We start from the raw sequence: 21647 nt of genomic DNA, 5'->3' as shown, positions 1-21647 counted from the left end.
GTGTATTCCTTGGCTGCTAAAGAGTCGTCTTCGACTTTATATGATCTTATGCCCCAAATTGCAGTGCATGGCCTACCTGCATTCATGGTCCACGTGTCCTCTATTCCTGAGTTCTCCGTTGTAAACTTTATAATGGTAAGGCTAGGTTTGACGTGCTAGTAACAACCATTCACTGTGTAGTGATACCCGTTTTCCTTTAGTATTCCCTTCATTTTTCCAGTGCTTTCATTGGCGTATGTGATTTCTATACAGACACCTTTAGCATTGTCGCAAAACTCTCCGTTGGGGCCGGCCATATTTCATGTCTCCAGATATTGTTGAAAGGTGCTTTGTTGCGATTTTGAAACGAGTGGCTTTATTTTTCGATTTTTCTCCTGGTTGTATTGCGTATTAAGGACAGGCGCCGGTTCTCAAATCTCCATTGCAATTGACGATGGATTTTACAAAGCTGAAAGGGAACGATCTGGTTATTTCTGTTCTGTTGTTTACTTCCCTGGTGTTCCAACTGTTTTCTTGTTCTGGATGTGTTCCGCCAGAGAGGCAGGAGACATGAATGACGCAGTCAAATTCATTGTAATGGTCGCTAGGAGGTGCGGTCGGTATTGGTTGCGTCTTCAAGGAGCAGTTTTTGCTTGCCGAACTCTGATACCAATCATCGTCGCACTGCCCGGCTAAGGTGACGCCTGCACCGGCTATTGAGATAAATATACTAATAAAGAAAATGATGATTTTTGTATGCTTGCGCATGGCAGATACCTTCAGAAGTTATAGGGTGGCTGAAGTTGTTTGTGTGTCCGATTCTATTTCATGTGTTGCGTAGGCCAGATTAGCTTGATGAGTAGGTGGGGTCACCTGTAAGAGTTGACAGTTTTTAATATGGTTTTGCTATAAGCGAGCACGATTAAAGTTGGTGAAAGTGGAGTGGGTTTATTTGGTCGTTTGGTCTCAAAGTAGATGCGTTCTCTTGGTCTGTGCAATGGTATGTTTGGCGATATCTGTTATTTCGAAACTGTATGAATAACTGTCATTTATTACAGGTGATTTAATGCGTGCTGGCTATTGTTTAGCTTCGCAATCCAAAAAAAAGAGACGAATTAATCAAGTCGTTCCAAATTTTATTTGTTCGATTTGTTTCCTGATTATTTTTAAGAGAGGGTGTATGCAAATTATAGTTCAGCAAGTCCAAGGCTCCGCAACAAATGTAGTCAAGACGGTAACGTTGGAGGTTGAGCGGTCCGATTCTATCGAAAATATAAAGGCCCATTATCAAGATAAAGAAGGCATTCCGCCGGGCCAGCAGCGTTTGAATTTTTTCCGGTAAGCAACTTGAAGACGGACGTACATTGTCGGATTACAATATTCAGCCGAACTCGACACTCCAGTTGGTGCTTCGATTGTGAAAAAAAGGAAATAAAAGGGATTGCCCATTAACCGGTCTCAAGTCCCAATAATCCGCCCCTTTGTTCCACCTTCGTTCCATAAAAACCCGCATAAATGCGGGTTTTTATTGCTTGAAAATCGGCTACTTGGTTTTAGGTGTATCAAACCCACGCTGTTCAATCACCCCGAATACATCGGCAATGTCCTGAACCATGATTCGGGCGATGTTGGTGACGGTGTTGATGTCGTGTTCCGCATAGTCCGGCAGGCTGGTGCAGGCCATGAGGTTCAGGTATTTGAGGACGGCGTTGAGGCGTTCGCTGACGCAGTTGTGAAGTTCGCGTAGCGGGGCGTCGCTGTCGATGAGCAGGACGGGGTGGTCGGTGGCGAGTTGGGACATGGGGGTGAAGCGGCGGGGCGGGTTGTTCATTGACATAAGTAAAGCTCCTCGAATCTAAAAGAAGAGCTACTGCCGTTCGCTGCGAAACGAATTGGGTGGTAGCTGTGTGCGGGTTCGCAGACCGAGGATACGAGGAACCCGGCAGACCCGAAGGTCTCCCACACACAGCCACCATAAAAAAGGAGGACGAGTGCTGAGGCGCCCGTCTTTTCGAGGCGCTAGGTTACTACACGTATCGTTAGGGCTGCGAAACCCTATCGCCAACGGTGTCAGCGACAGGCCAACTTTAGGCAGCAATTCATGCTCCCGCAACCGACCTGTAGGACGCCGCCTTGCTTTTTAGGTAGGTGGGGTGGTTGTGGTTTACGGCGCGACCGCAGTAAAACAGGGCGCTGTGGGGAGTCATCAGAAATTGATGGCAGGATTTTGAGATGCTTCGCCGTCCAGCGGGAGCAAGCTCCTTCGCCACGGTCAGAGGCGTCCTACGAGTTTTTCAGACGCTTAGATGACTGGTTTGTAGCAGCTGTCGAGCTTGCGAGGCTGCGTTCGGCTGCGCAGCAGTCGTAAATCAGACAACGCATTTATTCAGGTAGACCAGGTTCATCGGGCTTGCGAGGACTTTGTCCTCGGACGCAGCCTCGCAGGCTCGACAGCTGCTACAGGGGATGTTGTGTTCTTGGGAGGGTTGGGACGCGGAGCGTCCCGGGATGCGTTACCACGCGGGAGCGTGGGAACGATCGGGCGTGCTCTCGCTACTTATCGTGATCAATATCCAGCGTGCTGAACGTCACTTTCCCGCCTTCGCTGGTGTACCCGGTGTGGTCTTGCACGTACACCCCGGCCTTGAAGTACAGCGGCTTGTCGCGCCAGGTCGCGCTGATGTCGGTGTCCCACTGGTAGCCCGCCGCACTGATGCCCAGCGCTCCGCCCGGGCTCAGGTGGATGAGGTAGGAAAACTCCCGGTCGAGTTTCACCCCGGTGGCGATGGTGATGATCCGACCTTCGTCGTCATCAGGGCGCATACGAACCTTGGCGACGATGTTGCCCGACTGCGTACTGGTCTTGTACTGATACTCGAGTTTCACCATGGGTTTCTGGCTTTCATAGGCGTGGATCTGGCCGATGACGATTTTGCCTGAGCTCGGTACCTGGTTGACCGCGAGGGTGGCGCGCAGGGAGTTGTCGGCGTCCGGGTAGAGCCAGTTTTTCAGGGTGCCATTGCTGTAAGTTTCGCGAAGTTCGGTGCGGGGGTATTTTGCGTTTTCAGTTTTGGAGCCGGTGACCGGTGCCCAGAAAAACAGTGTGCCGGTGTTGGAGTGGAAGTATTGATCCTTGAAGCCGTTCACCAGTTTTGGCGTGTCAACGGTGTACGGCGGATTGCCGACAGGAACGCTCAGGTTCCAGGTTGCGAGATCGATCATAGACAAAAGCTTCCACGAATTTTTTACTGCACGCGCGTGCCAGAAGCTCTGGCACGCGCCTTGGGGGCAATCTTTATATGCGCAGAAGTTCAATTTGTTAATGTGTAAATGACAAACGGATGGCGTCAAAATCCTGTTAAAAGGCCATCTTTCCCGGTTTCAGGGGGCTGTAGAAGCGACCGTTAGTCGGCAAATGTACGTGATGGTTAAATGATGGCGCGCTGATAGCTTCTGCTTTTGCGGATCCCGGTCTAGAGTGAAGTCTCAGTATTTGTCCGGTTTTTACGAGAAACCGGCCTGACGCCCCGAATAAGAGAAGCAGCATGGAATGCGCGCAACCCACGCCAGCTGAAGGCAGCTCGATCCTTTTGATCGTCGATGATTACCCTGAAAACCTGATCAGCATGCGCGCGTTGCTCCAGCGCCAGGATTGGCAGGTGATTACCGCGGCTTCCGGTTTTGAAGCGCTCAGTCTTTTACTCGAACACGATGTCGACCTGGTACTGCTGGATGTACAGATGCCGGGCATGGACGGTTTTGAAGTCGCGCGCTTGATGCGCGGCAGTCAGCGAACCCGCCTCACGCCGATTATTTTCCTCACCGCCAACGAACAGTCCCAGGACGCTGTGATCAAGGGCTACGCCAGTGGTGCCGTGGATTACCTGTTCAAGCCGTTCGACCCGCAAATTCTCAAGCCCAAGGTTCAGGCGTTGCTCGAGCATCAGCGCAATCGCCGTGCGTTGCAGCGCCTGAGCCACGATCTGGAGGTCGCTCGCGCGTTTAATGCCTCGGTGCTGGACAATACCGCCGAAGGCATCCTGGTGGTGGGTGAGGACGGTCTGATCCGCTTTGCCAACCCGGCGATGTCGCGGCTGCTCAATGCCACGGTGCAAGACCTGCAAGGCAGGGAGTTTCTGGATTTCCTGCAAAAACCGCATATCCCGGTCTGGGCGGACTCCGATTTTTATACCGGCTACAAACGCGGCGAAACCCTGCGCCTGCACGACGCGCTGCTGCGAACGGCGCCCGGCCAACAAGTGCCGGTGGCGCTGTCGTGCGCGCCATTGCCCAGCGAACAGCATGCGATGGTGGTGACGGTGCTGGACATGTCGGTGGTGCGTCATCTGCATCAGCAACTGGAGTTCCAGGCAGTGACGGATCCGCTGACCGGGCTGCTCAACCGCCGCGGCTTTTACCAGACGGTTGAAAATCTGCTGCTGCGCGGCGAACGCTCCGATGGCGCCTGGGTGTTGCTGTACCTGGACCTCGACGGCTTCAAACGCGTCAACGACTCCCTCGGTCACGATGCCGGCGACCGGGTGCTGCGCTGGGTGTCCGAGCAATTGAAAGCCTGTCTGCGGCCCTTCGACATTCTGGCGCGCATGGGCGGCGACGAATTCACGGCGCTGCTGGACCTGGAGTTCCCCGAGCAAGCGGCGAAGATTGCCGAGAAGCTCATTGAGCGGGTGTCGATCTGTCAGCAGATTGATGGCCTGGACATCGCGTTGGGCGCCAGCATCGGCATCGCTGCTTACCCGGATTGCGGTGCGAATCTCGACGGGTTGCTACGTGCATCGGACATTGCGATGTACGAAGCCAAACGTGCCGGCCGGCAGCAATACCGTTTCTACGATCACGATATGAATGGCCGGGCGCGTTCGCGGCTGATGCTCGAAGAGAGCGTGCGCACGGCCATTGAAAACCGTGATTTCACCCTCGTGTATCAGCCGCAGGTGGCGATCAGCAGCGGGCAGATTCGTGGTTTTGAAGCGCTGTTGCGCTGGCAGCACCCGAGCGTCGGTGATGTACCGCCGGGGCTGTTTTTGCCATTGCTGGAAGAGGCGCGGCTGATCAGTCGTCTGGGCAGCTGGATTTACCATCGCGGCGCCGGCCAGCGCAAAGCCTGGGAAACCTTGTTTGCCGAGGATCTGGTGCTGGGCGTCAGTTTGAGCAGCACTCAGTTCGGCATGCCTAACCTGGTCACTGAATTGCGCCAAGTGCTGGAACGTCACGGCTTGCAACCGCGTTATCTGGAAGTCGAAGTGACGGAAGAAGCGTTGATGCAAAACCCCGAAGAAACCCGCAAGACACTACGCTTGCTGCGCAACCTCGGGGTGCGGGTGGCGCTGGATGATTTCGGCTCCGGGCCGTGCTCGCTGTCTCACTTGCGCGATCTTGAGCTGGACACACTCAAGTTCGATCGGCATCTGATCGCCCGCTTGCCGGCGTCCGAACGGGATGCGGCGCTGGTGCGCAATGTGATCGACCTGTGCAAGCAATACGGGATGCTGGTGATTGCCGAAGGGGTGGAAACCGTTGCGCAATATGAATGGCTGCAAGCCAATGGTTGCCAGTATGTGCAAGGTTTTCTGGTGGGGCGACCGATGATGGCCGAGGACGCCGGCGACTTTGTCGCGCCGTTTGACTGGAGCGCGCTGACCCGCTGAATTCGCTACACTGGCGACCTTTTCGTGATTCGTGTTGCCGCCTCTAATGACCGCGTTGAAATACCTCCAGGCCTATCCCGCTGCGTTGCAGGACCAGGTTCGCCAGTTGATCGCCGACGGTCGGCTGGGCGACTACCTGAGCAAGCGCTACCCGGAAAAGCACGCCGTGCAGAGCGACAAGGCGCTGTACACCTTTGCGCTGGACCTCAAGCAGGAATACCTGCGCAACGCTCCGGCCATCGACAAGGTTTTATTCGACAACCGCCTGGACCTGACACATCGCGCCCTAGGCCTGCACACGACGATCTCGCGGGTGCAGGGCGGCAAGCTCAAGTCCAAGAAGGAAATCCGCGTGGCCTCGTTGTTCAAGGAGGCGCCCTCCGAGTTTCTGAAAATGATCGTGGTGCATGAACTGGCACACTTTAAAGAGTCGGATCACAACAAGGCGTTCTACAAGCTCTGCGAACACATGTTGCCGGGGTATCACCAGGTGGAGTTTGATCTGCGGGTGTACCTGACGTGGCGGGATATGCAATAAAAAGAACAAGGAGCGCACAGGTGGACGTGAGCAAGACCAAGAGCAGTTTCTACCGCCGCTTATACGTGGCGTACCTGATCGACAGCGGGTTGGCGATCAGCGTCCCGGCGCTGACCGAAGTGACCGGCATGCCCCGGCGCACGGCGCAGGACACGATTGCGGCGTTGGCAGACCTGGACATTATTTGCGAATTCGAGCAGGAAGAGGGCGCGCGCAACCATGCGGGGCGCTATCGGATTCGCGAGTGGGGGGCGATTGATCGGGGGTGGATCGAGCGCAATTTGCGGCAGATTAAAGCGGTGCTGGAATATCCGTAAGATTTACGGTGTTGCGGCTGACGTCTTCGCGGGCAAGCCTCGCTCCTACAGATCACGCGAATCCCGTAGGAGCGAGGCTTGCCCGCGAAGAGGCCCTTAGGAGCGACGCATCCCGATATGCGGAATGTCATCCTCAAGATATTCCTCGCCCGTCACAACAAACCCGTAACGCCCGTAATACCCCTGCAAATGGGATTGCGCCGAGAGATAGATCGGCACCTCAGGCCAGCGTTTCTCAGCCTGCTTCAACGCCTGCGCCATCAACTCATGCCCAAGCCCGGTGCCACGCGCTCCGGGCGCAATAATCACCCGCCCAATCACCACGTCGCCGCCCTGTAGCTCAGGGTCGAGCAAACGCAGATAAGCCACCAGCCGATCCCCTTCCCACGCCATCAAATGGCAAGTGTCACCTTCCAGATCCTGGCCATCGACATCCTGATATGCGCATTTCTGTTCGACGACGAACACCTCCGCGCGCAGCTGCAGAATGGCGTACAGCTGCTCTTTACCCAGATCGCTGTGGTGTTTGCAGACCCAATCGATTGTCATTTTCACTTTCCTTGAGCAACGTCGTTCCGATACTAAGCGCCCCGGCGAAATATGTCTTTATGGCGAAGAAATTTGTGACAAAGGCCAAAATGCCACCATTCATTTCGCGCGGAACTGTCTTCTTTGTGTAATCTGCGATGAAGCGCTGTGCAGTGGCTCCAATGAGCTAATGTTGAGTACCTGAGTGTCGGTACACGGGTCTTGGAGTTTTGGCAGAAAAATACGCCGGGCAGCCCGCCCGCTAAGGATTTTCTAGCATGCCGCGATTGCATCGAGCGTTTGCTTTGATTGGATTGCTGTTGCTGGCCCAGAGCGCGGCAGCGGAAAGGCTGCGTCTGGTCGCCGACGCCTGGCCACCCTTTACCGACGCCACGCTGGTCAACGGAGGCTTGGCCACCGACATTGTCAGCACCGCGCTGGCCCGGGCCGGTTACGCCAGTGATTTCGAACAGGTGCCTTGGGCGCGAGCGTTGCTCGGGTTGGGTGAAGGTCGTTACGACGTGCTGGTCAACGCCTGGTACACCGACGAACGCACCAAACTGGGCCAGTTCTCCGGCGAATATCTGCTCAACCGCGTGCGCTTTCTCAAGCGCAAGGACGCGCCGATCGAGTTCAGTAATCTGCAGCAACTGCACACCTATCCGATTGCGGTGGTGCGCGGTTACGCCTACTCATCGGAATTCGATGAAGACGTGTCGTTGCAGAAAGTCCCCGTGCATAACTTCGCCATGGCCGTGCGGATGGTCGCGGCGGACCGGGTCAAGTTGACGCTTGAAGACGAGTACGTCGCCCGTTATTACCTTGCGCGGGAATCCTCCAAGGTGCGCAATGCCGTGGAGTTCCTGCCCAAGGCGTTGAGCGAGAACAGCCTGCATATCTTGGTTAGCCTGAAAAATCCGCAGCATAAGCAAATCGTCGCCAACTTCGATCGCGAGATTGCCGAGATGAAGGCTGATGGGAGCTATGAGCGGTTGATGAAGCAGCATGGGATGTGAGGATTGGTTTTTGTGGTGAGGCTGATGGCGCCTTCGCGGGCAAGCCTCGCTCCTACAGAGATCGCGTAAGTCCTGTAGGAGCGAGGCTTGCCCGCGAAGAGGCCCGCCCAGCCACCACAGATCTCAGGCCTCGCTGGTGTCCTTGATGAGATGCGCCGCCAACGTCCGCAACGGCCCCAACTGCCGACAGATCAACGCCAACTGCGTTTGCACCAACCGCTGCCCTTCATCGATCTCATCCGGCATCTGCTCAAGCGTATTGGCCAGCGCCTCTTCCGCATCGCTCTGAATCGCAATCGGCTGTTTGCTCGCCAGCCCTTGGGCTATTTCATCGATGCTGGCCGCCAGGCTCACACCCGCGCCGTCGATCAAGTGCTCGCGAACATCCGGCGGTAGTTGGGTTTCACGGTGCGCACCCAATCCGGACAGATAACTGAGCAAGGTGTGCGACAGCACCAGGAACCGAAATCCGACATCCGCTTCCTTACGGAAATGCCCCGGTTCCATGAGCATGTTGGCCAGCGTCGTCGACAGTGCCGCGTCAGCGTTGTGCGCGTTGCGTCGGGCCAGGCGATATGCCAGGTCGTCGCTTTTGCCGGCGGCGTATTGCTGCATGATTTGGCGCAGGTAAATGCTGTTGCAGGTCAGGGTGTTCGCCAGCACTTTGTTCAGGCGTCGGCCCTGCCAGTCCGGCAGGAACAGGAACACCGCGAGCCCCGCGATCAGGCTGCCGAGCAAGGTATCGAACAGCCGCGGCAGGAACAGCCCGTAACCATCCCCGACCTGATTGAAACAGAACAGCACCATCAGGGTGATCGCGGCGGTCGCCAAGGTGTAGCGAGTGGTGCGGTTGATAAAGAACACCACCCCGGCAGCGATCGCGAAGCACGACTGGACCAAGGGGTTGGGGAACAGGTCGAACAGCGCCCAGGCCACCGTCAGGCCAATCGCGGTGCCGATGATCCGCTGGCCGAGTTTGCGCCGAGTGGCGCCGTAGTTCGGCTGGCAGACGAAAAGCGTGGTGAGGATGATCCAGTAACCTTGCGACGGGTGAATCAAATGCACCATGCCGTAGCCGATGCTCAGCGCCAGGGGCAGACGCAGTGCATGACGGAACAGCAGCGACGTCGGGGTCAGCTGCGTGCGCAAGCGAATCCACACATCCTTGAGACTGCGCGGGGAGCGGTCGAGCAGGCTGCTGTCGGTGGCGTCGGCCAGGGCGTCGGGGTTGCTGGCGTCACTGAGCAATCGGTCGAGCGTGCCGAGGTTGGCCGCCAGTGCCCGCAAGGAACGCAGCAAGCCGCGCCAGGCCGGGTTGCTCTGGGTACGCAGGTGTTCGATGGCGGCGTGCAGGTCGCTCAACGCTTCGGCGAAGCTGGCGTCATAGATGAACGGCTGGCGCATCTGGATTGATTCGGCCAGCGCCCGGCAGGCCTTGCCTTGCTGGCGCAGCAGGCGCTGACAGCGGAACAGCACGTCGCTGTGGAAGAACGCCTCGGCCAGCGCGTTGTAAGGGTAGTGCGAAGAGCTGGCGCGCTCGTGGATGTCTTGAGCGAGGAAGTACAGCTTGAGGTAACGGCTGACTTTCGAGCCCGGCCGACCGTTGCCGACCCGGTGCAGGATGATTTCCTTGGCCGCGTTGAGCGCCGCCACCACCCGACCGTTTTGCTGGGCTAGTTCCAGTCGGCGCGCTTCCACGTCCATCTGTCGGATCGGCTCGAACAGCGACGCCTTGAGTTTCAAGTAATAACCCAACTCACGGAACAACCGCGCCAGGCTCTGCTGCACCGGCTGGTTGGAAAACATTGCCTGCCACAGCACCGAGAGCAAACCGTACCAGGCGGCGCCGGCCACCAGCAGCACCGGTTCGTGCCAGAAGTCGGTGACCGCGCCGCCGCGCTGGTCCACGCCGATCATGGTGTAGACCGACAGAATCAACGTCGCCGAGGCAATCGCGCCATAGCGTTCGCCCAATGCGCCGAGCATGGTCAGGCAGAAGGCGGCGAGGGCGAAGGCGATGATGAAAAAGACGGGATAAGGGAACAGCAGTTCGACCGACAGCGCGGCGACCAGAAAACACACCAGCGTCACGGCCAGCGCGTTGAGACGACCCTGCCAACTGTCGTCGGTCTCGGCCAGAGCGCTGGCGATGATGCCCAGGAACAACGGGATCAGCAGCCCCATTTCATCCTGGTACCAACAGACGGCCATGCTGCCGGTCAGAGCGATGAACACCCGCACGCTGTAGCTGAATTTATCCAGCGCCCAGAGACGGCGCAGAGACTGACGAAATGAGGTCGATGACATGAAGTGCGAAGGCCTTCCGAGGCAATGCCGCTAAATTGAGCCAGTAATGACGCCGACGCAATGGCGCCGATCACATCTGACAGCAAAATCTGTTCCTTTAACCAACACCACATCACCTATGCGGGAGCGAGCCTGCTCGCGATGAGGCCGGCACATGCAACATCGATGTTGCCTGTTAGGACGCCTTCGCGGGCAAGTCGGATCGCCGCACCGCTCGCTCCTACAAGTTTTGCGTCATTTCAAAATTGGCGTATGACCTGTAGGAGCGAGCGGTGCGGCGATCCGACTTGCCCGCGAAGAACGATGACGCGGTATATCAGACGTATTGCGCGGCGGCGTAGCCGGAGGCCCAGGCCCACTGGAAGTTGAAGCCGCCCAGGTGTCCGGTCACGTCGAGCACTTCGCCGATGAAGTACAACCCCGGGCTTTTCAGCGATTCCATGGTCTTGGACGACACTTCGTGAGTATCGACGCCACCCAAGGTCACTTCGGCAGTGCGATAGCCTTCAGTCCCGGCAGGAACCACTTTCCAGCTCGCCAGTTTCTCGGCGATGTCGGCGATTTCGGCGTGGGTGTATTGCTTCATCGGTTTGGAGACGAACCAGTTGTCCGCCAGCAGGTTGGCCATCTTCTTGGTGAAGACTTCACCGAGCAGGGTTTTCAACTCGCTGTTCGGACGCTCGGCTTGCTGCTGTTGCAACCAGGTCGGCACGTCGTGGTCCGGCATCAGGTTGATCTCAACCGTGTCGCCGGATTCCCAGAACGAGGAGATCTGCAAAATCGCCGGTCCGCTGAGGCCGCGATGGGTGAACAGGATGTTCTCGCGAAAGCTCTGGTCGTTGCAGCTCACCAGGCAATCAACCGACGTGCCGGACAGCTCGGTGCAAAGCTCCTTAAGCTGATCGGTGATGGTGAATGGCACCAGGCCGGCGCGGGTCGGCAGCAAGTCGTGGCCGAATTGCTTGGCGACCTGATAACCGAAGCCGGTGGCGCCCAGGGTCGGGATCGACAGACCGCCCGTGGCGATCACCAGCGATTCACAGGTGATCTGGCCCAGCGTAGTGTCCAGAAGATAACCGCTTTCGAGTTTCTCAATGGTCTGGATTGACGTGTCCAGGTGCAGGCTCACGCCGACCTGATCGCACTCATTGAGCAGCATCTCCAGGATGTCGCTGGATTTGTTATCGCAGAACAACTGGCCGAGTTTCTTCTCGTGGTACGGCACGCCGTGCTTGGCGACCATGCCGATGAAATCCCACTGGGTGTAGCGCGCCAGTGCGGATTTGCAGAAGTGTTCGTTCTGCGAGAGAAAATTGCCAGGTTCGGTGTACATGTTGGTGAAATTGCAGCGGCCACCGCCCGACATCAGGATTTTCTTGCCGGCCTTGTTCGCATGGTCGAGCAACATCACCTTGCGCCCTCGCCCGGCGGCGGTCAGCGCACACATCAACCCTGCGGCGCCAGCGCCAATGATCACGACTTCGGTAGAGCGCAAAACGGTGTCCTCACACAATGATCGTTCCCACGCTCTGCGTGGGAATGCCGCCATGGACGCTCTGCGTCCGCCGTTATGTGACGCGGAGCGTCACGGGATGCATTCCCACGCAGAGCGTGGGAACGATCAGGGTCAGAGGATGCGAACGCGCAGCGAGCGGCCCTTGATCTTGCCGTCGTTCAGGCGCTGCAAGGCTTGCTTGGCGATCCCGCGTTCCACGGCCACGTACGCCTGGAAGTCGAAAATCGCAATCTTGCCGACCTGGGCACCTGGAATACCGGCATCGCCCGTCAGTGCGCCCAGAATGTCGCCCGGACGCACCTTGTCTTTACGGCCAGCGCCAATGACCAGCGTGCTCATCACCGGCAGCAGCGGACCGCCACCCTGAGACTTGAGGTTATCCAGCTGATCCCAGCTCAACGGCGACTTCTGCAGTTGCTCGATGGCTTGGGCGCGATGCGCTTCGGACGGCGCGACCAGACTGATCGCAATCCCTTTCTCACCAGCACGACCGGTACGGCCAACACGGTGGATGTGGATTTCCGAATCACGGGCCAGCTCGACGTTGATCACCATGTCCAGCGCATCGATGTCCAGACCGCGCGCGGCGACGTCGGTAGCAACCAACACCGAAGTGCTGCGGTTGGCAAACATGGCCAGCACCTGGTCACGGTCACGCTGTTCCAGATCGCCGTGCAGGCCGACGGCGGAGATACCTTTGGAGGTCAGGTGATCGACGGTTTCCTGAACCTGCTGCTTGGTGAAGCAGAAGGCTACACAGGAGGCCGGACGATGATGCGCGAGGACTTTGACCACGGCGTCCATGCGCTCTTCCGGAGAAATTTCGTAGAAACGCTGCTCGATCTGCGTGTCGTCATGGAACGCCTCGGCCTTCACGATCTGAGGGGTGCGCATGAATTTCGCCGCCAGTTGCTTGATACCCGTCGGGTACGTGGCGGAGAACAGCAGGGTCTGGCGGCGTTCCGGGGTCTGGGCAATGATCTCTTCGATGGAATCGTAGAAACCCATGTCGAGCATGCGGTCGGCTTCGTCGAGGATCAGCGTGTTCAGGCCATGGAGCACCAGTGAACCTTTGCGCAAATGTTGCTGAAGGCGGCCCGGGGTGCCGACGATGATGTGCGCGCCATGCTCCAGAGAGCCGATCTGCGGGCCGAAGGACACGCCGCCACACAGGGTCAGGACCTTGATGTTGTCTTCGGAACGGGCCAGGCGACGGATTTCCTTGGCAACCTGGTCAGCCAGCTCGCGCGTCGGGCAAATGACCAGCGCCTGGCAACCGAAGAAGCGCGGATTGATCGGGTTCAGCAGGCCGATACCGAAGGCGGCGGTCTTGCCGCTGCCGGTCTTGGCCTGGGCGATCAGATCCATCCCCTTGAGGATCACCGGCAAGCTTTGCGCCTGGATCGGCGTCATCTGGGCATAACCGAGGGAGTCGAGGTTAGCCAGCATGGCGGCGGACAGCGGCAAAGTATTAAAAGCGGTGGCGATGGTGGTCACGGGACTGGCCTGCAAAACAAAATGTCGCGCAGTGTATCAGTCCCGCGCGCTCCACCTGCAACTTCTGGACGAACGCAAACCTGTGGCGATGGGGATTTACTGTGGCGAGGGGATTCATCCCCGTTGGGGTGCGCAGCGCCCCCTTTTGATCTGCCGCCTCGGTGGGTCAGATCAACCTTCTCAGGATTGCTGCGCAATCCAACGGGGATGAATCCCCTCGCCACAGATAAATCCCCTCGCCACAAGTGCCTTGTTCAATGTTCGATGTGCTGTTCCGGACGTTTGACGCGGCGTCCGTCTTCCTTTGAGAGCTGCGAGAAGATCGTCGCGGCCAGCATCGCCATGATTCCGACCGTGACAAACGTCAGCTGGAAAGCCCCCAGAATTGTGTCCACACCGTCGTTGCCGATCTCTGCGGTAAAGCCGCCGAGCAAGGCGCCGGCGCAGGCAACGCCGAGGCTCAGGGACAATTGCGCGACCACTGACAACAAGCTGTTGCCGCTGCTGGCGCTGGCGTCGTCGAGGTCGATCAGGGTCACGGTGTTCATTGCGGTGAACTGCAAGGAGTTGATCGCGCCGAGAATCGCCAGCATCCCCAGCAGCAGCCAGTACGGCGTCTGCTCGCTGACCAGGCCCATGCTCGCGAGCATGAGTCCCAGCGCCAGGGTGTTGCCGGTGAGCACGATGCGATAACCCAGGCGCTCGATCAGCGGCCGCGCCACCGACTTGGCGACCATGGCCGCAGCCGCCAGCGGCAACATGCTCATCCCGGCCTGGGACGGCGAGTAACCCAGCGCCACTTGCAGCAGCAACGGCACGAGGAACGGCAAGGCGCCGCTGCCCAGGCGGGCGAACAGGTTGCCGAGGATGCCCACGGCAAACGTCCGGGTCTTGAACAGCGACGGCGCGAACAGCGGATTATCGATGTGCCCGGCGCGCAACCAATACGCCGCCAGACACGCCATGCCGCCGAACAGCAGCAACATCACACGCAAGTGCGGCAAGTGCAGTTCGCCGAGGCCTTCCATGGCGATGGTGATCAGCACCATCGCCGCGCCAAACAGCAAGAAGCCGAGGCTGTCGAAGCGGGTGCGTTCGCTGCCACGCAGGTCGGGGATGAACCTCCACACCGCGTAGCAACCGACGGCGCCCACCGGCAGGTTGATCAGGAAGATCCAGTGCCAGGTCAGGTATTCGACCATCCAGCCGCCCATAGTCGGACCGATCAACGGGCCGAGCAGGCCGGGAATGGTGATGAAGCCCATGATCCGCACCAGTTCCGAGCGCGGATAAGCGCGTAACACCACTAATCGCCCGACCGGCAGCATCAGCGCGCCGCCCAGGCCTTGGATCACCCGCGCGCCGATCAGCATGTTCAGGGTGCTCGACAACGCGCAGAGCAATGAGCCGAGGCTGAACAGCAGAATGGCGCCGAAGAAAATTTTCTTGGTGCCGAAACGGTCGGCGATCCAGCCGGAGGCGGGGATCAATAATGCGACGGTGAGCATGTAGGCGATGATCACGCCCTGCATGCGCAGCGGATCTTCGGCGAGATCTCGGGCCATGGCGGGCAGGGCGGTGTTGAGGATGGTGCCGTCGAGGGATTGCATGAAGAAAGCGATGGCGACGACCCACGGCACCCAGCGGGCGGTGACAGCGTCGAGAGGCAGGCGGTTGGGCATGGGACCTCTTGTGGGTTGAAGTTGTTAATGCAAGGTCATTGTGGGTCGCAATCCATGTGGGAGCGGGCTTGCTCGCGAAGAGGTCATCACATTCAACATCAATGTTGACTGACCCACCGCTTTCGCGAGCAAGCCCGCTCCCACAGGGGCCTCTGTGTACCGTGGAATTGTGTTTACAGCGTCAAGGTCAGTTTGCTGATCAGCGCCCCAGGCAACAACGCCGAGGCCGTGGCCCGCTGGCTGTAGGTACTGGCCGACAACATCAGCTCGCGCTCTTCGGTCAATGCTTCCAGCTGCGATCCCAGCAAACTGTAGGCACTGTCATCAAACCGCATGGTGCTGACCGGCGCCTGAATCTCGCCGTTCTCGACCCAGAAGGTCGCAAACCGCGTCATGCCGGTCAGGCGCGCCGCCGGTTGGTCCGAATAGTTCAGGTACCAGAGGTTGCTGATGTACAAACCAGTGCCCAGTTGCTTGAGAATCTCTGCGTCAGGCAACGCGCCCGCGGCCATGTTCACTGCGCTTGGCATTTCACCGCCGCTGGCGCCGTTGGCGGTCAGGCCGTACTCGGCCGCACTGCGTGAACTGACCATCTGCGCGCCGGCCTTGCCGTCGACGATCAAGCCAAGATCGCTGCGCGGATACCCTTCGCCGGAAAACGCCGGGCTCAAAGAACCGCTGACCTTTTCATCGACCGATACCAACGGGCTGAACGCACTGTCGCCCGCGTAAAGCTTCTGCAGCGGACTGTTTTTGCTGGCAATCGACTGCGCCGAGAAACCACCCCAGCCCAGCATGTCCATGATTTCGCCCAGGGCTGCAGGCGCCAGGTAGGCGCGGTACTGACCCGGCGCCAGGGTGCGTTGCGGTCTGCCCAGGAATGCCAATTGCTCGCGTGCCTGCGCAAAGCGTTTGGCAAACCCTTCGCTGTTCCAGTCGTGCCCGGCGTAGCTGGCCTTCACCGCTTGGCCGTTTTCGTGGAACAAGCTGAAATCGAAATTGAAGCTGTTGGCCTGGTGCCAACCGAACGCGCCCGAGGAACTGGCGAAACCACGGCTGATCGGCCCGGCGGCATAGAAGCCCACCAGATCCAGCCCTTCGGCCGCCTGGGTGATTTCAGCGACCACTTGCTCGGTGTCCGGCAGCGGATGATCCTGCACGTTCTTGCTCTGCCAGCCATTGTGGTTGAGCAGCAGGTACGGATCCTGCGGCAGCAATGGCAAGGTTTCGCGCAGCTGTTGCAGACCTTCGGCCAGTCGCTGAAAGTCGACTTCCGCATCGCCGGCCAGGGTGATGTAGAGGTCGGCATGTCGGCCATCGTTGATCAGTTTGAAACCGACGCTCGCTTGCTGTACCTGACCGGCTTGTCGCACCTTGGCGTGGTTGAATCGCACGAAGGCCGACGATTCGGCGGCGTAGCTGAGGGTGAATTGTTCCGGCTTGCGAATCGCATCGCGCAGCCAGTTGACCAAAGCCTTGAACGACTCGGCCTGATTGTTTGAAGTACTCATCAGGCGTCTCCCCCAAATACATCTACGTTGCTGAACACACAGGCCGGCGAGGCATGCCCGACGCGAATGACCTGATTCGGTTCGCCCTTGCCGCAGTTCGGCGTGCCCAGGACCTTGACGGTGTTCGCATCGCCGACGGCGCTGAGGCTTTTCCAGAACTGTGCGGAAATCGCCCGGTAGTTCGGGTTTTTCACCACGCCTTTGAGCTCGCCGTTTTCGATCAACTGCGCCCATTCGCACCCGAACTGGAACTTGTTGCGTGCATCGTCGATGGACCACGAGCGGTTGGTCGACATCATGATGCCGTGCTCGATGTTGCCGATCAGTTGTTCCAGCGGCTGATCGCCGGGCTCGATGTTCAAGTTGGCCATGCGGTCTATCGGCGGACGGTTCCAGCCACAGGCGCGGCTGTTGGCGACACCGTCCATGCCGGCTCGAAATTGCGACAGCGCGCCGCCCAATGGACGCAGCAGCAGGCCTTCTTTAATCAGGAATTGCTTGCTTGCAGCCGTGCCGTCGTCGTCATGGCCGTAGCTGGCGAGCTGCTCGGGGATGTCCGGGTCGAAGGTCACGTTGAGCAGTTTGGAGCCGTATTGCAGGCGGCCGAAGTCTTCTGCCTTGACGAAACTGGTGCCAGCGTAATTGCGTTCGTCGCCCAAGATGCGGTCCAGTTCCAACGGGTGACCGATGGATTCGTGGATCTGCAGCATCATTTGGTCCGGCATCAACAGCAGGTCGCGCGGGCCTTGCGGGGTGTTCGGCGCCAGCAGCAATTGCAGCGCCTGGTCGGCGATTTCCGGACCGGCACCCACCAGGCCGCAGCGGCTGATCACATCGAAGCCGCCTTGCTGGCCGAAGTTTTCACGGCCCAGGGTGCGGGTCTGGCTGTCGCTGCCGTCATAGGCGGTGACATCCAGGCCCGGGTAGACGAAACGTTGAGCCTGACGCAGTTCGGCGCCGACGCTGTTGAGGTAGATCTGCTCGACGTGGGTGATGCCGATGCTCACCTGCCAGTTCACCAGCCGCTCGTCCTTGGGTACGGCGGCGGATTCGGCGCCGAGCAGTTGATAGCAATCGCTCAGGGACGGGAAGGGCTGGTCGAAGTTCGGCGAGAAGTAATCGGCGCGGTCGCTGGAGACGGCTTGGCCGCGCAGGTCGAGCAGGGCGTGGGGCTTGAGTCGGCGAGCTTGTTGCTCGGCACGCTCCAGGGCGGCTTGCAGGCCTGATTGAGACAGGTCGTTGGTCGCGGCGTAGGCTTCGACGCCGTTGACCCGAACGGTCAGCATCGCGCCTTCGTCACGGCTCAGGCTCGGAGGTTCGGCGACATTCTTGCGCACCGAGAGGTATTGGCCGGACTCGCGCACATAACGCAGCGAAAAGAATTCAGCGCCCGTGCGCAAGGCAGCGAAGCGCTGCTTGAGCTGGGGGTGGAAATCGAACATTCGGGAACCTCCTTGGTATGGGGTTGCGATGTATCGGTATTGCGAGGGGGGTGAAACGTTTGCGTGGCGCTAGATTAGGCCTGGGCGGGGGGTAGGATCAAGGGCGGAGCGGTGTGGGAAGGGATTACCAGGGTGTGTCAGATGGAGATGTGTCGTTTGGTCGGGCCTCTTCGCGGGCAAGCCTCGCTCCTACACGGAAACACGATCCCATGTAGGAGCGAGCGGTGCGACGATTCGATTTGCCCGCGAAGGCCGCACCTTGGTGTAACGGTCTTACTGAGCAGCCAGGCTCACATCCCGCAACGGCTTGCCACGCACCGGTGCATCACCGGCCACGAAGTAGTCGGCGGTGCTGCGCGGCAACGGCTGGCGACCACGGATCTTGTCGGCGATTTTCTCGGCGATCATGATCGTTGGCGCATTCAGGTTGCCGGTGGTGATGATCGGCATGATCGAGGCATCGACCACACGCAAGGCTTGCATGCCATGCACACGACCTTCGCCATCGACCACGGCCATTTCGTCGGTGCCCATCTTGCACGAGCAGGACGGGTGGAACGCGGTTTCGGCGTGTTCGCGGATGAACTTGTCCAGCTGCTCATCGGTTTGCACGTCGATGCCGGGGCTGATTTCGCGGCCACGGAAAGCGTCCAGCGCAGGCTGTTGCATGATTTCACGGGTCAGGCGGATGCCGTCACGGAATTCCTGCCAGTCCTGCTCGGTGGCCATGTAGTTGAACAGGATGCTCGGGTACTCGCGCGGATCCTTGGACTTGGCCTGGATGCGACCACGGCTCGGCGAACGCATGGAACCCATGTGCGCCTGGAAACCGTGTTCTTTCACGCCATTGCTGCCGTTGTAGTTAATCGCGACCGGCAGGAAGTGGTACTGAATGTTCGGCCAATCGAATTCTTCGCGAGTGCGGATGAAACCGCCGGCTTCGAACTGGTTGCTGGCGCCGATGCCGGTGCCGTTGAACAGCCACTCGGCACCGATGGCTGGCTGGTTGTACCAGAGCAGCGACGGGTACAGCGAGACCGGTTGGGTGCAGGCGTATTGCAGGTACAACTCGAGGTGATCCTGCAGGTTTTCGCCGACGCCTGGCAGGTCATGGACCACCGGGATGTCGAGTTTGTTCAGTAGTTCGGCCGGGCCGACACCGGAGCGTTGCAGAATCTGCGGCGACGCGATGGCGCCGGAACACAGCAGCACTTCTTTGCGGGCGCGGGCTTCAACGCGCTCTTCAGCGGCGCCGATCAAGTAACGCACGCCGACTGCACGCTTGCCTTCGAACAGGATCTTGTCGGTCAGGGCGTGAGTGACGATGGTCAGGGTCGAACGCTTCTTGGCGACGTCCAGGTAACCGCGAGCGGTGCTGGCGCGACGGCCGTTCGGCGTCACGGTGCGGTCCATCGGGCCGAAGCCTTCTTGCTGGTAACCGTTCAAGTCTTCGGTGCGCGGGTAACCGGCTTGCACGCCTGCTTCAACCATCGCGTGGAACAGCGGGTTGTTGCCGGCTTTCGGGGTGGTCACGCTGACCGGGCCGTCGCCACCGTGGTAGTCGTTCGCGCCGATGTCCCGAGTTTCAGCCTTGCGGAAGTACGGCAGGCAGTTCAGGTAGTCCCAGTCTTCCAGACCTGGCAGTTTCGACCAGTTGTCGTAGTCCATCGCGTTGCCGCGGATGTAGCACATGCCGTTGATCAGCGAAGAACCACCCAGGCCCTTGCCGCGACCGCATTCCATCCGGCGACCGTCCATGTGTGGCTCTGGATCGGTTTCGTAGGCCCAGTTGTAGCGACGACCTTGCAGCGGAAACGCCAGGGCAGCCGGCATTTGCGTACGGAAGTCCAAACGGTAGTCCGGGCCACCCGCTTCGAGCAGCAGGACGGTGACGCCTTCGTCTTCAGTCAGACGGGTCGCCAGGGTGTTACCGGCCGAGCCGGCACCAATGATGATGTAATCGAATTCTTGGGACATTAAATGCACCCTCTTTGAAAGTGGTCAGGTCATGGCCATGGCGAGTGCTGCGCACTCGTTCGCGGGCAAGTCGGAACGCCGCCCGCTCACTCCTACAGGTTTTGCGTCGTGCACAAAACCGCGGCAAACCCCGATCCTGTAGGAGCGAGGCTTGCCCGCGAAGGCGGCCTCGCAGGCGAAGCAGATGCCTGCTTAGAAAACCGAGGCGTAATCGCCCAGTTCGACCTGTACCGATTTGATGCGTGTGAAGTTGTTCAGCGAGCTGATGCCGTTCTCACGGCCCACACCCGACTGCTTGTAGCCACCGACCGGCATCTTCGCGTCGGACTCGCCCCAGGCGTTGATCCAGCAGATACCGGCTTCCAGTTGATGAATCACGCGGTGAGCGCGGTTCAAGTCTTTGGTGACGATGCCAGCCGCCAGGCCGAAGTCGGTGTCGTTGGCACGACGGATCACTTCTTCTTCGGTGTCGTAGGTCAGGATGGCCATGACCGGGCCGAAGATTTCTTCGCGAACGATGGTCATCTCGTCGGTGCAGTCGGTGAACACGGTCGGTGCCACGAATGCGCCTTTGGCGAAGTCGCCGTCGGTCAGGCGAGTACCGCCGCACAGGACGCGAGCGCCTTCTTCCTTACCTTTGGCGATGTAACCCAACACGCTTTCCATGTGGGCAAAGCTGACCAGCGGGCCGAAGTTGGTGTTTTCGTCTTCCGGGTTGCCGATACGGATGCGCGCAACGCGCTCAGCGATCTTGGCTTCGAAAGCGGCTTTCAGATGAGTCGGTACGAACACGCGAGTGCCGTTGGTGCAGACCTGACCGGAACTGTAGAAGTTGGCCATCATCGCGGTGTCGGCGGCGCGATCGAGGTCGGCGTCGTCGAAAATGATCAGCGGGGATTTGCCGCCCAATTCCATGGTCACGTCTTTCAGCGAAGACGCGGAAGCGCTGGCCATCACCTTCTTGCCGGTATCGGTGCCGCCGGTGAAGGAGATTTTTTCGATGCGTGGGTGTTCGGTCAACCAAGTGCCGACTTCACGGCCGCTGCCGGTCAGCACGTTGAACACGCCAGCCGGAACGCCGGCTTCGGTGTAGATCTCGGCCAGTTTCAGCGTGGTCAGGGACGTGACTTCGCTTGGCTTGAAGATCATCGCGTTACCGGCCGCCAGGGCTGGTGCGGATTTCCACAGGGCGATCTGGATCGGGTAGTTCCATGCGCCGATACCGGCCACGACGCCCAGCGGCTCGCGACGGGTGTAAACGAACGACGTGGTGCGTAGCGGGATCTGCTCGCCTTCGATGGCTGGGACCAAGCCTGCGTAGTATTCCAGTACATCAGCACCGGTGACGATGTCGACATACTTGGTTTCGGAGAACGATTTACCGGTGTCCAGGGTTTCCAGGGCGGCCAGTTCATCGTTGCGCTCGCGCAGGATGTCCACGGCACGGCGCAGGATGCGCGAACGCTCCATGGCGGTCATCGCGGCCCAGATTTTCTGGCCCTTTTCAGCGCTGACGACAGCGCGCTCAACGTCTGACTGGGTCGCACGTTGTACTTTTGCGAGGACTTCACCGTTAGCCGGGTTGATGGCTTCGAAAGTGGCGTCGCTGCTGGCGTCGGAGTAGCCGCCATCGATGTAGAGTTTTTGCAGTTCGAAACGGGCCATAAA

18 protein-coding genes are annotated in these 21647 nt (G+C 59.1%); 6 read left to right on the top strand and 12 right to left on the bottom strand.

Annotation, left to right across the window (positions count from 1 at the left end):
• Positions 1 to 390 precede the first annotated feature (390 nt).
• Entirely contained in the window at positions 391 to 747 is a 357-nt protein-coding gene (locus tag ACYZTM_RS13045; protein ID WP_461988898.1) for a hypothetical protein, read from the bottom strand.
• Positions 748 to 1045: 298 nt separating this feature from the next.
• Here ACYZTM_RS13045 and ACYZTM_RS13040 point away from each other — a divergent pair, with 298 nt between their 5' ends.
• The gene (locus ACYZTM_RS13040) at positions 1046 to 1321 is read left to right on the top strand and encodes a ubiquitin-like protein (protein ID WP_461988897.1); all 276 of its coding nucleotides are present in this window, start codon (positions 1046 to 1048) and stop codon (positions 1319 to 1321) included.
• A complete protein-coding gene (locus ACYZTM_RS13035) occupies positions 1308 to 1400 on the top strand; it encodes a ubiquitin-like protein (RefSeq protein WP_218568845.1) in 93 nt (30 codons plus the stop codon). The genes ACYZTM_RS13040 and ACYZTM_RS13035 overlap by 14 nt, the downstream gene beginning before the upstream one ends.
• A gap of 122 nt (positions 1401 to 1522) precedes the next feature.
• Here the strand turns inward: ACYZTM_RS13035 and ACYZTM_RS13030 are convergent, their stop codons facing one another.
• Both ACYZTM_RS13030 and ACYZTM_RS13025 read right to left on the bottom strand, forming a co-directional pair.
• Positions 1523 to 1816 (bottom strand): fructose-bisphosphate aldolase, encoded by a 294-nt coding sequence (locus ACYZTM_RS13030; protein ID WP_131060612.1) that lies wholly within the window; start codon positions 1814 to 1816, stop codon positions 1523 to 1525.
• A gap of 716 nt (positions 1817 to 2532) precedes the next feature.
• Positions 2533 to 3201 carry a polysaccharide lyase family 7 protein gene (locus ACYZTM_RS13025; protein WP_131060613.1) on the bottom strand — a complete coding sequence of 223 codons (669 nt, stop codon included), beginning with the start codon at positions 3199 to 3201 and terminating at the stop codon, positions 2533 to 2535.
• 323 nt (positions 3202 to 3524) lie between these two features.
• Here ACYZTM_RS13025 and ACYZTM_RS13020 point away from each other — a divergent pair, with 323 nt between their 5' ends.
• Genes ACYZTM_RS13020 through ACYZTM_RS13010 form a run of 3 tightly spaced genes read left to right on the top strand, consistent with a single transcriptional unit; the run spans position 3525 to position 6503 of the window.
• Positions 3525 to 5648, top strand: a complete 2124-nt coding sequence (locus tag ACYZTM_RS13020; RefSeq protein ID WP_131060614.1) for a putative bifunctional diguanylate cyclase/phosphodiesterase — start codon at positions 3525 to 3527, stop codon at positions 5646 to 5648.
• A gap of 46 nt (positions 5649 to 5694) precedes the next feature.
• Positions 5695 to 6186: a M48 metallopeptidase family protein gene (locus ACYZTM_RS13015; protein ID WP_131060615.1), complete on the top strand. Its 492-nt coding sequence runs from the start codon at positions 5695 to 5697 to the stop codon at positions 6184 to 6186.
• A 20-nt stretch (positions 6187 to 6206) separates the two neighbouring features.
• Positions 6207 to 6503, top strand: coding sequence for a winged helix-turn-helix domain-containing protein (locus ACYZTM_RS13010; RefSeq protein ID WP_461956078.1), 297 nt, complete (start codon positions 6207 to 6209; stop codon positions 6501 to 6503).
• 96 nt (positions 6504 to 6599) lie between these two features.
• Here the strand turns inward: ACYZTM_RS13010 and ACYZTM_RS13005 are convergent, their stop codons facing one another.
• Positions 6600 to 7052, bottom strand: coding sequence for a GNAT family N-acetyltransferase (locus ACYZTM_RS13005; RefSeq protein ID WP_131060617.1), 453 nt, complete (start codon positions 7050 to 7052; stop codon positions 6600 to 6602).
• Positions 7053 to 7309: 257 nt separating this feature from the next.
• Between ACYZTM_RS13005 and ACYZTM_RS13000 the strand changes: the two genes are divergently transcribed.
• Positions 7310 to 8047 carry a substrate-binding periplasmic protein gene (locus ACYZTM_RS13000; RefSeq protein WP_131060618.1) on the top strand — a complete coding sequence of 246 codons (738 nt, stop codon included), beginning with the start codon at positions 7310 to 7312 and terminating at the stop codon, positions 8045 to 8047.
• A gap of 123 nt (positions 8048 to 8170) precedes the next feature.
• Here the strand turns inward: ACYZTM_RS13000 and yccS are convergent, their stop codons facing one another.
• The 8 genes from yccS to betB all read right to left on the bottom strand — a co-directional run bounded on the left by yccS (position 8171) and on the right by betB (position 21644).
• Positions 8171 to 10354, bottom strand: coding sequence for a YccS family putative transporter (gene yccS, locus ACYZTM_RS12995; RefSeq protein ID WP_131060619.1), 2184 nt, complete (start codon positions 10352 to 10354; stop codon positions 8171 to 8173).
• Between the two features lie 316 nt (positions 10355 to 10670).
• On the bottom strand, positions 10671 to 11849 hold the full coding sequence (locus ACYZTM_RS12990; RefSeq protein WP_461988896.1) for a BaiN/RdsA family NAD(P)/FAD-dependent oxidoreductase: 1179 nt from the start codon (positions 11847 to 11849) through the stop codon (positions 10671 to 10673).
• Positions 11850 to 11981: 132 nt separating this feature from the next.
• On the bottom strand, positions 11982 to 13319 hold the full coding sequence (gene dbpA, locus ACYZTM_RS12985; RefSeq protein WP_256656952.1) for an ATP-dependent RNA helicase DbpA: 1338 nt from the start codon (positions 13317 to 13319) through the stop codon (positions 11982 to 11984).
• Between the two features lie 302 nt (positions 13320 to 13621).
• On the bottom strand, positions 13622 to 15049 hold the full coding sequence (gene mdtD / locus ACYZTM_RS12980) for a multidrug transporter subunit MdtD (RefSeq protein ID WP_461988895.1): 1428 nt from the start codon (positions 15047 to 15049) through the stop codon (positions 13622 to 13624).
• A 173-nt stretch (positions 15050 to 15222) separates the two neighbouring features.
• Positions 15223 to 16560, bottom strand: coding sequence for a TldD/PmbA family protein (locus ACYZTM_RS12975; RefSeq protein WP_461988894.1), 1338 nt, complete (start codon positions 16558 to 16560; stop codon positions 15223 to 15225).
• On the bottom strand, positions 16560 to 18002 hold the full coding sequence (locus ACYZTM_RS12970) for a TldD/PmbA family protein (protein ID WP_461988893.1): 1443 nt from the start codon (positions 18000 to 18002) through the stop codon (positions 16560 to 16562). The genes ACYZTM_RS12975 and ACYZTM_RS12970 overlap by 1 nt, the downstream gene beginning before the upstream one ends.
• A 273-nt stretch (positions 18003 to 18275) precedes the next feature.
• The gene (gene betA, locus ACYZTM_RS12965) at positions 18276 to 19979 is read right to left on the bottom strand and encodes a choline dehydrogenase (RefSeq protein WP_461988892.1); all 1704 of its coding nucleotides are present in this window, start codon (positions 19977 to 19979) and stop codon (positions 18276 to 18278) included.
• 192 nt (positions 19980 to 20171) lie between these two features.
• Positions 20172 to 21644, bottom strand: a complete 1473-nt coding sequence (gene betB / locus ACYZTM_RS12960) for a betaine-aldehyde dehydrogenase (RefSeq protein WP_131060626.1) — start codon at positions 21642 to 21644, stop codon at positions 20172 to 20174.
• Between the last annotated feature and the right edge of the window lie 3 nt (positions 21645 to 21647).

This window comes from Pseudomonas sp. MDT2-39-1, from assembly GCF_054898085.1.
This window is presented reverse-complemented; position numbering and strand designations above follow the sequence as displayed.

Excerpts from the sequence above, each read along its gene's own strand:
- ACYZTM_RS13045 (WP_461988898.1), bottom strand. The coding sequence starts at position 747 with ATGCGCAAGCATACAAAAATCATCATTTTCTTTATTAGTATATTTATC.
- ACYZTM_RS13040 (WP_461988897.1), top strand. The coding sequence starts at position 1,046 with ATGCGTGCTGGCTATTGTTTAGCTTCGCAATCCAAAAAAAAGAGACGA.
- ACYZTM_RS13030 (WP_131060612.1), bottom strand. The coding sequence starts at position 1,816 with ATGTCAATGAACAACCCGCCCCGCCGCTTCACCCCCATGTCCCAACTC.
- ACYZTM_RS13025 (WP_131060613.1), bottom strand. The coding sequence starts at position 3,201 with ATGATCGATCTCGCAACCTGGAACCTGAGCGTTCCTGTCGGCAATCCG.
- ACYZTM_RS13020 (WP_131060614.1), top strand. The coding sequence starts at position 3,525 with ATGGAATGCGCGCAACCCACGCCAGCTGAAGGCAGCTCGATCCTTTTG.
- ACYZTM_RS13015 (WP_131060615.1), top strand. The coding sequence starts at position 5,695 with ATGACCGCGTTGAAATACCTCCAGGCCTATCCCGCTGCGTTGCAGGAC.
- ACYZTM_RS13005 (WP_131060617.1), bottom strand. The coding sequence starts at position 7,052 with ATGACAATCGATTGGGTCTGCAAACACCACAGCGATCTGGGTAAAGAG.
- ACYZTM_RS13000 (WP_131060618.1), top strand. The coding sequence starts at position 7,310 with ATGCCGCGATTGCATCGAGCGTTTGCTTTGATTGGATTGCTGTTGCTG.
- yccS (WP_131060619.1), bottom strand. The coding sequence starts at position 10,354 with ATGTCATCGACCTCATTTCGTCAGTCTCTGCGCCGTCTCTGGGCGCTG.
- dbpA (WP_256656952.1), bottom strand. The coding sequence starts at position 13,319 with ATGCTGGCTAACCTCGACTCCCTCGGTTATGCCCAGATGACGCCGATC.
- mdtD (WP_461988895.1), bottom strand. The coding sequence starts at position 15,049 with ATGCCCAACCGCCTGCCTCTCGACGCTGTCACCGCCCGCTGGGTGCCG.
- ACYZTM_RS12975 (WP_461988894.1), bottom strand. The coding sequence starts at position 16,560 with ATGAGTACTTCAAACAATCAGGCCGAGTCGTTCAAGGCTTTGGTCAAC.
- ACYZTM_RS12970 (WP_461988893.1), bottom strand. The coding sequence starts at position 18,002 with ATGTTCGATTTCCACCCCCAGCTCAAGCAGCGCTTCGCTGCCTTGCGC.
- betA (WP_461988892.1), bottom strand. The coding sequence starts at position 19,979 with ATGTCCCAAGAATTCGATTACATCATCATTGGTGCCGGCTCGGCCGGT.
- betB (WP_131060626.1), bottom strand. The coding sequence starts at position 21,644 with ATGGCCCGTTTCGAACTGCAAAAACTCTACATCGATGGCGGCTACTCC.